Annotated in this window: 2 protein-coding genes; both read right to left on the minus strand. The window is 69.5% G+C overall.

Going from position 1 to position 15,510, the window contains the following annotated elements; all coding sequences use genetic code 11:
* Window positions 1-14,429 (minus strand): non-ribosomal peptide synthetase (locus NJ1_RS28330; protein WP_157574284.1); only part of this gene is annotated, 14,429 nt, incomplete at its 3' end.
* A gap of 320 nt (window positions 14,430-14,749) precedes the next feature.
* Entirely contained in the window at window positions 14,750-15,508 is a 759-nt protein-coding gene (gene cobM / locus NJ1_RS28335) for a precorrin-4 C(11)-methyltransferase (RefSeq protein ID WP_067699875.1), read from the minus strand.
* Between the last annotated feature and the right edge of the window lie 2 nt (window positions 15,509-15,510).

The raw sequence follows: 15,510 nt of genomic DNA on the forward strand, positions 1-15,510 counted from the left end.
CCGCCGACTCCGGCGGTGGCCGCGGCCTGCATGGCGGCGGCGGTGACCCGCGCCGCGTCGGCCAGCGCGACGATGTCGTCACCGGCGGAGACCCAGCGCTCGGCGACCTGATGCCGTTCGCCCTCGCCCAGCAGATCGATATCGCCGAGCAGCGCGGCCGGATCCTCGGCGACCGCGCGCAGAATGCGCACCAGACGCTCGGCGAAGGTGGCCACGGTCTCGGGATCGAACAGATCGGTGGCGTAGTTCCAGGACAGGCCCAGCGAGCCGTCGGCGCGCTCGCCCACGGTCAGCTGCACATCGAACTTGGCTGTGCCGGGATCGAATTCGACGGCCTCGACGTCCAGACCGGGCAGCGAGACCGCGCCCGCGTCCTTCGCTCCGGCAGCCTCGAAAGTCAGCGCGACCTGGAACAGCGGGTGATGCGCCTGCGAGCGGACCGGGCTCAGCACGTCCACGAGCCGCTCGAACGGCACGTCGGCGTGCGCGAAGGCGGCCAGGTCGGTGCGCCGGATCTGCGAGAGCAGCTCGCGGAACGCCGCCTGCGGGGCCACCTCGGTGCGCAGCACCAGGGTGTTGACGAACATGCCGACCAGATCGTCCAGCGCCCGCTCGCCACGGCCCGCGATCGGGGTGCCGATCGCGATATCGGTGGCGCGCGACAGACGCGCGGCCCAGGTGGCCAGCGCGGCGTGCACGACCATGAACAGCGTGACGTCGTGCTCGCGGGCCAGCGAGTTCAGCGCCCGGTGCAGCTCGGCGTCGATCGAGAAGTCGTACGTGCCACCGGCATTGGTGGCGATCTCGGGCCGCGGCCGGTCGGCCGGCAGCTCGATCTGCTCGGGCAGATCGCGCAGCTGCTCGCGCCAGTAGGACACCTGCTGTGCCGCGGTGGATTCCGGATCGCTCTCGGAACCGAGCACCTCGCGCTGCCACAGCGCGTAGTCGCCGTACTGCACCGGCAGCGGCTCCCAGCTCGGCGCCTCGCCGCGGCTGCGGTCCAGGTAGGCCGCCACCACGTCGCGCAGCAGCGGGCGCAGCGAGAAGCCGTCCGCGCTGATGTGATGCAGCACCAGCACGACCACGTGCTCGTTCGCACCGAGACTCAGCACGCCCGCGCGGAACGGCAGTTCCTGCGTGACGTCGAAGAAGACCGTCGCGAGCTGCGTGATGCGCGCGGGAAGCTCAGCGGCGGTGACGCTTTCGGCGCGCACGTCGAACTCGATGTCCGAGAGCGGCACCACGCGCTGGTAGCCGTCGCCCTCGACCTCCGGGTAGACGGTGCGCAGCGCCTCGTGCCGGGCCAGCACATCGCCCAGGGCCGCGGTGAAGGCCTCGAGGTCGATCTCGCCGGTGAGCTTCAGCGCGACGGGGATGTTGTTGACGGCGGTGCGGTTGTCGAAGCGGTTCAGGAACCACATGCGCTGCTGCGCGGGCGAGAGCGGCGTCAGATCGCCGCGCTCGCGAGCGGTCAGGGGGGCTCGGCCGCCGGTGCCGACGCGCGATTCCAGTTGCGCGGCAAGGGCGATGACGGTCGTCGCCTCGAAGAGCGCGCGCAGCGGAACGTCCGCGTCGAGCGCGGTGGACAGGCGGGCCACCACCTGGGTGGCGATCAGCGAGTTGCCGCCCAGCTCGAAGAAGTCGTCGTCCAGCCCGACCCGCTCGACGCCGATGACATCGGCGAAGACGCCGGCGACGGTCTGCTGCACCGGGGTGGCCGGGGCGCGGTACACCTTGGCGGCGAAGGTCGGCGCGGGCAGCGCCTTGCGATCCAGCTTGCCCGAGGCATTGAGCGGGAAGGCGTCGAGCACCATGAAGGCGGTGGGCACCATGTACGACGGAAGCTGCTGGGACAGAGCGTCTTTCACCGCGTCGAGATCCAGCTCGGCGTCCGCCGCCACCAGGTAGCCGACCAGCTGGTCGCCGGTCCGCTCGTCGCGCCTGACCACGACCACCGACTGCGCGATCGCGGGCAGCGCGGTGAGCGCCGACTCGATCTCGCCCAGTTCGATGCGCAGACCGCGCAGCTTCACCTGGAAGTCGGTGCGGCCCAGGTACTCCAGCTCGCCGTCCACGCTCCAGACCACGAGGTCACCGGTGCGGTACATGCGCTCGCCGACCGCGAACGGGTTGGCCACGAAGCGATCCGAGGTCAGGTCCGGGCGCGTGACATAGCCGGTGGCAAGCTGATCGCCCGCCAGGTACAGCTCACCCGCGACACCGACCGGAACCGGTCGCAGCCGCGAATCCAGCACGTAGACCTGGGTATTGAAGACCGGCGCACCGATCGGCACCGAGGTCACGTCCGCGTCGGTGACCTCGTGATAGGTCACGTCGACGGCGGCCTCGGTGGGCCCGTACAGGTTGTGCAGGCGCGCACCGGTCAGCTGCCGCAGCGCCTGCGCGGTGGTGCCGGGCAGGCCCTCACCGGAGGCGAAGACATTGCGCAGGCCCAGCGCGGCGGCGGCGCTCGGGCGGCCCGCCAGCTCGGCCACGAAGACCGCCAGCATGGACGGCACGAAGTGCACCGTGCTGACCTGTTCGGCGGCGATGATTTCCGTCAGATACGCCGGATCGCGGTGGCCGTCCGGCTTGGCGATCACCAGGCGCGCGCCGACCTGCAGCGGCCAGAAGAACTCCCACACCGACACGTCGAAGGTGGCGGGGGTCTTCTGCAGCACCACGTCGTCGGCGGCCAGGCCGTACTGCGCGTGCATCCACACCAGGCGGTTGACGATCGCGGCGTGCGAGACGGCGACGCCCTTGGGGCGGCCGGTGGAGCCGGAGGTGAAGATGACGTACGCGGTGCTGCGCGGGCGCAGCGGCGTGCGGCGCTCGGCATCGGTGATCGGTGTCGTGGCGAAGCCCGACAGGTCCAGCTGATCGATCCGGACCTGGCTCGCCGCAACACCTTCCAGGTTGTCGCCGGAGGTCAGCACGCACACCGGGTCGGCGGTGTCGAGGATGTACTCGATGCGCTCGGCCGGATGATCGGGATCCAGCGGCACGTACGCGCCACCGGCCACGGTGACGGCGTACATGCCGACCACCAGGTCGATGGAGCGGCGCATACCCAGCGCCACATACGATTCCGGGCCGACGCCCTCGGCGATCAGCCAGCGGGCGAGCCGGCGGACCCGGCCGGCGAACTCGGCGTAGGACAGAGCCGTCCCCTCGAAGGTGACGGCGTTCGCGGCGGGAGTCAGCGCGACCTGGGCCTCGAACAGCGACGCCAGCGTCGCCGCCGCGCCCTCCGAGACGTCCGGCAGGGCCGCGTCCAGTTCGAAGGTGGTGTCGTTCCAGCCGCGCAGCACGCGTGAGCGCTCGGCGTCGGCCAGCAGTTCGATATCCCCGACCGTGACCGACGGATCGGCCACGACGGCGGTCAGCATGCGCACGAAGCGCTGCGCGAACACCTCGGCGAACTCGGGACCGAACAGATCGGTCGCGAAGACCAGTTCGGCGTCCATCGCCGCCGACTCGGCGTCGGCGGCCGCGCTCGCGTCGAACACCTCGCTCAGGGTCAACTGCAGATCGAACTTGGCCGACTGCTGGTCGATGCCGAGCTCGGCGACGGACAGGCCCGGCAGTTCCAGCGCTGTGCGGCCCAGGTTCTGGAACGAGAGCATGACCTGGAACAGCGGATGGCGCGACTGCGAACGCGCCGGGTTGAGCACGTCCACGAGCCGCTCGAACGGAACGTCGGCGTGCGCGAAGGCCTGCAGGTCGCGCTCGCGCACCTTCTTCAGCAGATCGGCGAAGCTCGCACCGGTGTCGACCGGTGAACGCAGCACCAGAGTGTTGACGAACATGCCGACCAGATCGTCCAGCGCCTGCTCGCCGCGGCCCGCGACCGGGATACCCACGGCGATGTCGTCGGTGCCCGACAACCGCGCCAACAATGCGGCGAATGCACTGTGCACCACCATGAACAGGGTGGTGCCGTGCTGCTGCGCGACCCGGTTCAGGCCGGTGATCAGTTCACCCGACACCTCGAAGCGGTGCGTGCCCGCCTCGTAGGAGGCCACGGCGGGACGCGGGCGGGTGGACAGGCGCAGCTCGTCCGGCAGGCTCGCGAGCGTCGCGCGCCAGTAGTCCAGCTGCTCGGTGATGAGCGAGCGCGGATCGTCCTCGGAGCCGAGGGTTTCGCGCTGCCACAGCGCGAAATCCGCGTACTGCACCGGCAGGTCCCGCCAGCTCGGCGACTCGCCGCTGCTGCGCGCCACGTAGGCGGTCATCAGATCGCGCAACAGCGGGTTCATCGAGAAACCGTCGCCCGCGATGTGGTGCGTCACCAGCACGAGCACGTGCTCGTCCGCCGCGAGGCGGAACGCCCGCAGCCGCACCGGCGGTTCGGCGGTGACATCGAAACCGCGCCCGGCGAAGTCGTAGACCGCCGCGTAGAGCTCGGCATCGGTCACCTCGACGACGTCCAGCGGCGGCACCGCGCGGGAGGTCGGGAGCACCTTCTGGAAGGCGACGCCCTCGTGCGACGGGTAGACCGTCCGCAACGATTCGTGGCGCGCCACCACATCGGCGACCGCACCGCGCAACGAGGCGAGATCCAGTGCGCCGGTGAGCCTTACGGCAGCCGGGATATTGTTCGCGGCCGATTCGGTGTCGAAGCGGTTCAGGAACCACATGCGCTGCTGCGCCAGCGACAGCGGCGGGTGCTCCGGACGGGTGCGCACCGTGAGCGCTTGGCGCACACCGGTTCCCGCGTGCGACTCCACCCGTGCGGCCAGCGCCGCGACGGTCGGCGCCTCGAACAGCACGCGCACGCCGATCTCGGCGTTCAACGCCGCCGACAGGCGCGCCACGACCTGGGTGGCGACCAGCGAGTTGCCGCCCAGCTCGAAGAAGTCGTCGTCGACGCCGACGCGCGGAACGCCGAGCAGATCGGCGAAGATCTGCGCGGTGATCTCCTCGATCGGAGTCGAGGCGGCGCGGAAGCGCTTGGCCTCGAACACCGGCGCGGGCAACGCCTTTCGATCCAGCTTGCCCGAGGCGTTGACCGGGAAGGCGTCCAGCACCACGATCGCGGCGGGGACCATGTAGGCGGGCAGCGAGCGGCCGAGGGCCGCCTTGACCGATTCCACGTCGACCACGGCGTCCGGCTCGCGGACCACATAGCCGACCAGCTGATCACCGGCGTGCGCGTCCGCGCGCACCACGACGACGGACTGGGCGATGGAGCGCTCGGCCAGCAGCGCGGCCTCGATCTCGCCCAGCTCGATGCGCAGACCGCGCAGCTTCACCTGGAAGTCGGTGCGGCCCAGGTAGTTCAGTTCCCCGGCGGCGGTCCAGGTGACGAGGTCACCGGTGCGGTACATGCGGGAGCCGGGCGCGCCGAAGGGGTTCGCCACGAAGCGATCGGCCGACAGGTCGGGACGGCCGAGGTAGCCACGAGCCAGCTGATCGCCGGCCAGGTAGAGCTCACCCGCGACACCGGGCGCGACCGCGTTCAAACGGGCGTCCAGCACGTAGGTGCGGGTGTTCCAGACCGGACGGCCGATCGGCACGAACGTCGAATCGGAGTCGGTGACCTCGTGATAGGTCACGTCGACAGCGGCCTCGGTAGGGCCGTACAGGTTGTGCAGGCGCGCACCGGTCAGCTCGCGCAGCTTCTGCGCGGTCGGAGCGGGCAGGGCCTCACCGGAGGCGAACACCTGACGCAGGCGCGGCGCGGGTCCCTCGGTGGCATCCCACTCCCCCAAGCCCGTGGTCACGAAGACCGACAGCATGGACGGCACGAAATGCGCTGTGGTGATGCCCTCTTCGGCGATGACCTGAGCCAGGTACACCGGATCGCGATGGCCGTCCGGCTTCGCCACGACCAGGCGCGCACCGGTCTGCAGCGGCCAGAAGAACTCCCACACCGACACGTCGAAGGTGGCGGGGGTCTTCTGCAGGACCGCGTCCTGCGAGCCGATCGGGTACTCGTGCTGCATCCAGAGCAGACGGTTCACGATGGCGCCGTGCTCCACGGCGACGCCCTTGGGGCGGCCGGTGGAGCCGGAGGTGAAGATGACGTACGCGGTGTGCGCGGGCGAAATCGCCCCGCCGCGTTCGGCATCGGTGATCGGGGCGTCCGACAGCTCGTCCAGGCGGATGTCGTCGACCTCGAGCAGCGGGACATTGCGGCCGGTGACGAAGTCGTCGCGGCCGGTGGTCAGGATGGCGACCGGGCGAGCGGTGTCGAGCACGTAGTCGATGCGCTCGCCGGGCTGATCGGGATCCAGCGGCACGTACGCGCCACCGGCCTCGAGCACCGCGTACATGGCGACCACGAGGTCGATCGAGCGGCGGATGGCAAGGGCCACATGCGTTTCCGCGCCCACACCCTGCGAGAGGAGCTTGCGGGCCAGGCGATTGACCCGGCCACCGAACTCCGCATAGGACAGAGTCGTCCCTTCGAAGCTGATCGCGGGCGCGTCGGGGCTGCTCAGCGCCTGTGCCTCGAAGAGCGAAACCAGGGTCGGGGCAACGCCTTGCGGCAGCTCCGGGAGCACCTTCGCCAGCTCGAACTCGGTGGCGTTCCACCCGGTGAGCACCTGCGAGCGCTCGTCGCCGACCAGCAGATCGATATCGCCGATGGCCTGCTCCGGATCGGCCACCACGGCGGCCAGGATCAGATCCAGTCGCTGCGCGAAGGCGGCGACGGTCGGCTCGTCGAAAAGGTCCAGGGCGTAGGAGAACTCGGCGGACATGCCCGCGTGCTCGCCGTGCGCGTCCTGGATCTCCTGCAGGGTCAGCTGCAGATCGAACTTGGCCAGACCGGCGTCGTAGTCGATGCCGTTGACCGAGAGGCCGGGCAGCTCCAGGCTGGCCTGGCGGGTGTTCTGGAAGGTCAGCATGACCTGGAACAGCGGGTGCCGGGACTGCGAGCGGGCCGGGTTGAGCACCTCGACCAGGCGCTCGAACGGCACATCGGCATGCGCGAAGGCGTGCAGATCGCTCTCGCGGGCCTTGGCCAGCAGTTCGGCGAAGGACGTGTCGGCCTCCACCTCGCTGCGCAGCACCAGGGTGTTGACGAACATGCCGATCAGGTCGTCGAGGGCGGCCTCACCGCGGCCGTGCACCGGGGTGCCGATCGCGATGTCGGCCGTGCCCGACAGCCGCGCCAGCAGAACCGCCAGCGCGCTGTGCAGCACCATGAACAGCGAGGCATTGTGCCTGCGGCCCAATTCGACCAGACGCTGCTGGGTTTCGGCGGAAATGGCGAACGGGTAGGTGCCGCCCCGGTAGGTGGCGACCGGCGGACGCGGACGGTCCGACGGGAGCACCAGCTCGTCCGGCAGATCGGCGAGAGTCTCGGCCCAGTAACCGATCTGCTTGGAGATCAGCGAGGCCGGGTCGTCCTCCGCGCCGAGCACCTCGCGCTGCCACAGCGCGTAATCGGCGTACTGCACCGGCAATTCGGCCCAGGCGGGCGCCTCCCACGAGGTGCGGGCGGCGTAGGCGACCATCACATCCCGGGCCAGCGGGCCCATGGACCAGCCGTCGGCGGAGATGTGGTGCACCACCATGCCGAGCACGTACTCGGACTCACTGATCTCGAAAAGCGCCGCGTGCAAAGGCACTTCGTCGGTGACGTCGAAGGCCATCGACGCCAGTTCGATCAGGTGGTCGAGCAGGTTGGCCTGGGTGACCGGGACCGGGGTCAGGTCGGGCACGATCTGCGCGGCGTCCAGGACCTGCTGCACCGGGCCGTGCACGGTCTCGGGGAAGACGGTGCGCAGCGACTCGTGCCGGTCGATCACGTCGATGACGGCGACCTGCAGGGCCGCCACGTCGAGTTCGCCGGAGAGGCGAATGGCGACCGGGATGTTGTTCACCGCCGACGCGGTGTCGAAGCGGTTCAGGAACCACATGCGCTGCTGCGCAAGGGAAAGCGGGATGTCGGTGGGACGCTCGCGGGCCACCAGGGCCTTGCGCGCTCCGTCACCGGCGTGCGATTCGACGCGGGCGGCGAGCGCCTCGACGGTGGCGGCCTCGAACAGCATGCGGACCGGGACGCGGGTGTCCAGGGCGGTGCCGAGGCGGGTGGCCACCTGGGTGGCGATCAGCGAGTTGCCGCCGAGTTCGAAGAAGTCGTCGTCGACGCCGACCCGGGCGATGCCGAGGACCTCGCCGAAGATCTGGGCGACGATCTCCTCGATCGGGGTTGTCGGAGCACGGAATTCGCGCACCTCGAACTGCGGGGAGGGCAGCGCCTTGCGGTCGAGCTTGCCCGAGGCGTTGAGCGGGAACTCCTCGAGCACCATGATCGAGCCCGGCACCATGTACGCGGGCAGGGTGCGCTGCAGCCAGGTCTTGACGCTGTCGAGATCGACGGGGCGGCCGGTCACTATGTACGCGACCAGCTGATCGCCCGCGACGGTGTCGATGACCAGCACCACGGCCTGGTTGACCGCGGGGTGATCCAGCAGCGCGGTCTCGATCTCGCCGAGCTCGATGCGCTGACCGCGGAACTTCACCTGGAAGTCGGTGCGGCCGATGTAATCGATGACACCGGCGGTATTGGCGTTCCAGCGCACCAGGTCACCGGTGCGGTACAGGCGTGAGCCGGGTTCGCCGAAGGGGTTGGCGACGAAGCGTTCCGCGCTCAGGTCGGGGCGGCCGTGGTAGCCGCGCGCCACCTGGGCGCCACCGAGATACAGCTCGCCGGGTACGCCCGCGGCGACCGGTCGCAGGCCGCCGTCCAGGACATAGGCCTGCGCGTTCCACACGGGGCGGCCGATCGGCACCGAGGTGACCGTGGGCGCGTCGATGGGCGCGTAGGTGGCGTGCACGGTGAATTCGGTCGGGCCGTAGAGATTGTGCACCGCGGCGGTGGAGAACTTGCGGAACGCGGTGACCGTGGCCGGGGGCAGCGCTTCACCGGCGACGAGAACCGCACGCAGGGACAGGCATTCCGCGGCCGAGGCGCTCGAGGCGAACACCGAGAGCATCGAGGGCACGAACGAGGTCATGGTGACGCGGTGGTTGCCGATGACCTCGGACAGGTACATCGGATCGCGGTGCCCGTCGGGCGCGGCGATCACCAATTGCGCACCGACAGCGAGGGATCCGAACAGTTCCCACACCGACACGTCGAAGGTGACGGGGGTCTTCTGCAGAATGACGTCGGTGTCGTCGATCTCGTATTCGCCGGTGATCCAGGCGATCTGGTTCAGGACCGCGGAGTGCCGCACGGCCACGCCCTTGGGGCGGCCGGTGGAACCGGAGGTGTAGAGCACGTAGGCGGCGTTCGAAGGGCGCAGTTCACCGCGGCGTTCGGACGGCGCTATCGGCGCGTCGTCGAACTCGCTCAGGTCCAGCTCGTCCAGGCGCAGGACCGGGCAGTCCTGGCTGTCCACGGCGTCGTCGCGGGTGGTGAGCAGCACCACCGGCTCCGAGCTGCGCAGCACGTAGTCGGTGCGCTCGGCGGGGTGGTCGGGGTCGATCGGCACGTAGCCGCCGCCGGCCGCCAGCGTGGCGTAGATGGCGACCATCATGTCCACCGAGCGCCGAATACCGACCGCCACCAAAGACTCCGGGCCGACGCCCTCGGCGATCAACTTGCGGGCCAGCCGGTTCACCCGCACGGAGAACTCGGCATAGCTGAGTTCGGTTGTGGGACCGAACATTCCGCCGCGCTCACCCGGATCGAAGATCAGGGCCGTGGCGTTCGGGCGGATCCGGACCTGCTCCTGGAACAAGTCCAGCACGGTCACCGCGGACGGCAGCGCGTGCTCGGTGCGATTCCACTCGTGCAGGACCACCGCGCGCTCGCCGGCGTCCAGGATGTCGATATCGCGCACCACGGTGCCCGGATCGGCGACGGCCGATTCCAGAACGCGCAGGTAGCGGTCGCCGAATTCGGTGACGGTGCGGGCGTCGAACAGATCGGTGGCGTAGGACAGCACCACCGAGAGTCCGGCGGGCGCGCCGGCGAGGTCGCGCTGTTCGGTCAGCGTCCACTGCAGATCGAACTTGGCGATGTCGACCTCGAGCTCGTCCGCGGAGACGGTGAGCTCGGGCAGCTCCATGGAGCCGTGCGACATCTCCTGGAACGACAGCATGACCTGGAACAGCGGGTGCCGCGCCTGCGAGCGGGTCGGGTTGATGACCTCGACCAGGCGCTCGAACGGCACATCGGTGTTGGCGAACGCGGCCAGGTCGGTGTCGCGGGTGCGGGCCAGGAAGTCGGTGAAGCGTTCGGCGCCGTCGACGTGCGAGCGCAGCACCAGGGTGTTGACGAACATGCCGATCAGGTCGTCCAGGGCCTGCTCACCACGACCGGCGACCGGGGTGCCGATGGAGATGTCGGTGGTGCCGGACAGGCGTGCGAGCAGCACGGCCAGCGCCGAGTGCATGACCATGAACAGCGACACGCCCTGCGCGCGAGCCAGAGCCGTGAGGCGGGTGTGCAGCTCGACCGGGACCTCGAAGGTGACGCGGCTGCCGTGGAAGCTCTGCACCGGCGGGCGCGGGCGGTCCGCGGGCAGGTCGAGCTGATCGGGCAGACCCGCGAGAGCACCACGCCAGTAGTCGATCTCGCGCGCGGCCATGGACTCGGGATCCGATTCCGAGCCGAGCACCTCGCGCTGCCAGATACCGAAGTCCTGGTACTGCACCGGTAGCGGAGCCCACGCGGGCTCCTGTCCGGCGGCGCGGGCGAGGTAGGCGGCGGTCATATCGCGCGAGAGCGGACCGAAGGAGAAACCGTCCGCGGCGATGTGGTGCACGACGAACGCGACGGCGAGATCGATATCGCCGGAGGCATCGGAATCGTCCTCGGAAACACCTTCCGGGGCAGCGGCATTCGCGGGCGCGGCGTGACGTCCCACGGTGGGCGCGACCTTGAACAGCCGCACGCGGATCGGCAGCTCGTGTGAGACGTCGAAGCCGGTGGAGGCGAATTGCGCCAGGGCGCTCTGCAGTTCGGCTTCGTCGATGTCGTGGATGGCGATGCCCAGGTCGACCTCGTCGATCGGGACCACCTGCTGGAAACCGCCGTCCCCGGACTCGGGGAAGATGGTGCGCAGCGATTCCTGACGCTCCACCACATCGGTCAGCGCCAGCTGCAGGGCCGCGAGATCGACCTGTCCGCGCAACCGGACCACGAACGGCAGGTTGTAGGTCGGCACGGTCGGATCGAACTGGTTCAGGAACCACATGCGCTGCTGCGCCAGCGACAGCGGCACCCGCTCGGGGCGCGGCTGCGCCGTCAGCGGCGGACGCGAAACATCGGAGGGGGCAGCCGATTCCACGCGCGCGGCCAAGCCCGCGACGGTCGGGGTCTCGAACAGCGCGCGCACGCCCAGCCGGGTGCTGAAGGCCGCCGAGATGCGCGCCACCACCTGGGTCGCGACCAGGGAGTTACCACCCAGATCGAAGAAGTTGTCATCGACGCCGACCCGCGCGTGGCCGAGCACATCGGCGAACACGCCCGCCACGATCTCCTCGGCGGCGGTGCGCGGAGCGCGGTACCCGGCGGCGTCCGCGCTGAACACCGGATCCGGCAGGGCCTTGCGGTCCAGCTTGCCGGAGGTGTTGAGCGGGAAGGCCTCCAGCACCATGATCGAGGCCGGGACCATGTAGGTCGGCAGCTTCTCGGCGACGAAGCGGGTCAGCTCCGTGGGATCCACGCTCTGCCCGGGGACGGGGACCACGTACGCGACCAGCTGCTGGCCGGTGGCGGTGTCCATGACCAGCACGGCGGCCTGGGAGACGGCGGGGTGCGCGAGCAGGTCGGTCTCGATCTCGCCGAGCTCGATGCGCTGGCCGCGGAACTTCACCTGGAAGTCGGTGCGGCCGATGTACTCGAGGACTCCGGTCGCCCCGGACCCGTTCCAGCGCACCAGGTCACCGGTGCGGTACATGCGTTCGCCGTGGGTGGAGAGCGGGTTCGCGACGAAGCGGTCCGAGGTCAGATCCGGACGGCCCTTGTAGCCGCGCGCGAGCTGGCGTCCGGCCAGGTAGAGCTCACCGGGCGCACCGATCGCGACGGGGCGAAGGCGCGAATCCAGTACGTAGACTTCGACATTCCACTCGGGCGCGCCGATCGGCACCGTGGTGATGTCGGCGGCGGTGTTCTCCCAGTAGGTCACCGAGACCGCGGCCTCGGTGGGACCGTAGAGGTTCTGCAGACCCGCCGAGCTGATCGCGCGGAAGCCCGCGCCGGTCTCGGGCGGCAGCGCCTCACCGATCACGAAAACGTGTCGCAGCGTGGCACATTGGGCCGCGGTGGCATGCGCGACGAACACCGTCAGCATGGACGGCACGAAGTCGGTGATCGTGACGCCGTGGCGCTCGATCATGTCCGCGACGTACAGCGGATCGCGGTGCCCGTCCGGGGTGGCGATGAGCAGCTTCGCGCCGACCATCAGCGGCAGGAAGTAACCCCACAGCGACACGTCGAACGTGGTGGCCGTCTTCTGCAGGTACACATCGTCGGCGGTGAGCTGGTACTCGTCCAGCATCCACAGCTCTTGGTTGACGATCGCGTGGTGGGTGACCGCGACGCCCTTGGGGCGACCGGTGGAACCGGAGGTGTAGATGACGTACGCGGTGTTGTCCGGGCGCAGCGGGGCCAGGCGGTCCGCATCGGTGACCGGTTCGGCGGAGTGACCGGACACATCGAGCGTGTCGATCTCCACACGGTCCACGGACTCCGGGAGTTCGAGCTGGTCACGGGCGGTGGTCAGGACGCAGACCGGTGCCGCGGACTCGAGGATGTAGGCGGTGCGGTCGGCCGGGTGATCGGGGTCGATCGGCACGTACGCGCCACCGGCGCGCAGCACCGCGTGCATGCCGATCACCAGGTCCAGGGACCGCCGCATGCCCAGGGCGACAAGCGATTCGGCACCGACGCCGTCGGCGATCAGGAACCGGGCGAGGCGGTTGACGCGCTCGCCGAACTCGGCGTAGGTGAGCTGCTCACCCTCGAACTCGAGCGCGACGTTGTCCGGGGTCAGCGGGATCTGCGCGTCGAGCAGAGCCGGCAGGGTGGTGACCGGAACCTCGTGGGCGGAGTCGTTCCAGTCCAGCAGGGTTCGGGTGCGCTCGGCGTCGGTGGTGATCGGCAGACTCCACACCGGCTCGCTCGCGCCGCCGGCCAGGAAGCGATCGAAGAACTCCAGGAAGCGAGCGTGGTGACCGCGAGTCTCGTCCTGCGAGTACAGGTTCGGGTTGGTCTCGAAGTCGATGTGATTCCGGGTGCCCTTGACCGACTGGTAGAAGTTGACGCCCAGATCCTCGATGGAACCGGTGGACAGCACGCTGAATTCACCGGTGATGTCGCCCAGGACCAGCTCGTTGTGGAACAACATGATGTTGACCCACGGACCGAAGAACTGTGCGCCGATATCGCCGCCGCTGAACTCGCCGCTCGAATCGCGGCGGATGTCCTCGGCGCGGTACCGCTGGTGCCGCAGTGCGCCGGACACCTCGATCGTCACCTGCTTGAGCAGCTCGGTGACGGTGGTGTCGTGCGCGACGCGCAGGCGCAGCGGCACGATGTTGGACACCGCGCCGCCGGAGCGGCGCATGGCCGCGGTGGTGCGCGCGGTCACCGGGAGGCTGAGGATGACGTCCTCGCTGCCGGTCCACTGCGCGAGGTAGGCGGCGAAGCCGGCGATGAGCAGTCCGGCGGGCGAGGACTCGTGCCGGGCCACGGCCCGCTCGAGCAGGCTGCTCTGCTCGTCGCTGAGCGCACCGGTGGCGATCGAGTTGATCGCGGCGGGCGGGGCCGACCGGCCGACCAGGCTGGTCCCGTCCTCGAGGCCCGCGACCCGCTCGGCCCAATAGTCCTTGTCGGACTTGAAGCGGCTGGTCTCGCGGTAGGCGAATTCCTGCTCGACCAGGGTGGGCAGATCCGTGATCTTGGCGGGCGCGGGGTCGACACCGTAGACGGCGGCGGTGTACAGCTCCGCCACGCGGGCCAGGTAGGTCATCGCGCCGAAGCCGTCCAGCACGATGTGGTGGATGCGGGCGTACCAGTAGTAATGGCCGTCGCCCAGCTGCAGCATGCACGAGCGGATCAGGCGGTCGTTGACCAGATCGAGCGGGGCGCTGTACTCCGCGCGCATCCACTCCATGGCGGCAGCCGCCGGATCCTGCTCATCACGCAGATCGACGTGGTAGATGGTGCGATCCAGGGTCGGGTCCACCATCTGCATGGGTTCACCGTCGCGTTCGACGATGCGCAGGAAGCCCGAGCCGAACTCCAGCGAGCCGTCGACCATGGCCTGCTCGAGCAGTTCGATGTCCAGTTCGCCGCGAAGCTCGACGTACTGGGCGATATTGATCGGCACCTGCGGGTCGAGATGCTGGGAGTACCAGATGCCCAGCTGCGCAGGAGACAGCGGGAAAAGCTCGCCCGATACCGGTGCGATTTCGCCCCCAGCTTCGCCGTTGCCGCCGAAATCCAGCCGGTTCAACCCAAACCTCGCTTCCGGAACACCACAGCGCTCCCCGCCGAAAACCCGAACGGGACGCCACGCCGGTCTGGCGTGGCGTCCGACGCTCGGGGCTCACTCACATCACAATCAGGCAAAAAAGTTCTCTAGGCTAAGCGTCCAGCCGGCCGGTGTCGTTACATGGGCGCGGCCACACCCCTCGGCCGCATCAGGGCCATTCTCGCGACTTGCTGCTCAACACCCGAACCAATCTACCGGCAGGCAGCAACCCCGGACGAAGAAGGACCATAGCCCCCGACTATCACCGCTTCTCGGCGTGGTTCGCCGGGTGCGAAGCCGTTTCAGCGTGTGAGATGCGACCTATCGCGGGCCGGGTCGTACAGGTGCGATTGCGCGCAATCGAGCGAATCGGCCAGTGCGCGACCGACCAGAATCACCGCGGCCTGGCGCAGTCCGGCGGCCTCCACGCGGTCCGCGATATCGGCGAGAGTGCCGCGCAGGACCTGTTGTTCGGGTTGGCTGGCGCGATACACGACCGCCACCGGGCAGTCCGCGCCGTATTCGAGGCTCAACTCCGCCGCCAGGGTCCGGACCCGGGTGATGGCCAGATGCAGGATCAGGGTGGCGCGAGTGCGGGCGAAGTTCGCGAGGGACTCCGATTCGGGCATCGCGGTCGAGCGGGCCCGAGTCCGCGTCAGGACGACCGACTGGGTCAACTCGGGAACCGTGAGCTCCGCGCCCAGCAGGGCCGCGGCCGCCGCGTACGCGGGCACTCCCGGCGTGACGTCCCACGGGATGCCCCGGGCGTCCAGCCGCCGCTTCTGTTCGGTGAGGGCTGAATATATGGACGGATCACCCGAGCAGAGCCGGGCGACATCCGCGCCCCGCGCGTGCGCCCGGGCGCAGTGCTCGACGATCTCGTCCAGATCCAGACCCTGGGTGTCGAGGAGCTCCGCCTCGGGGGCGCAGTACCCGAGCACCTCGGGATCGAGATAGGTGCCCGCGTACAGGCACACCGGCGACTTCCGCAGCAGCTCGACGGCCCGCACGGTCAGCAGATCCGCCGCGCCCGGGCCGGCCCCGATGAAGTGCACAGTCATCC

The sequence above is a fragment of the Nocardia jejuensis NBRC 103114 genome (assembly GCF_001613145.1).
Lineage (GTDB): Bacteria > Actinomycetota > Actinomycetes > Mycobacteriales > Mycobacteriaceae > Nocardia > Nocardia jejuensis.

Excerpts from the sequence above, each read along its gene's own strand:
- cobM (WP_067699875.1), bottom strand. The coding sequence starts at position 15,508 with ATGACTGTGCACTTCATCGGGGCCGGCCCGGGCGCGGCGGATCTGCTG.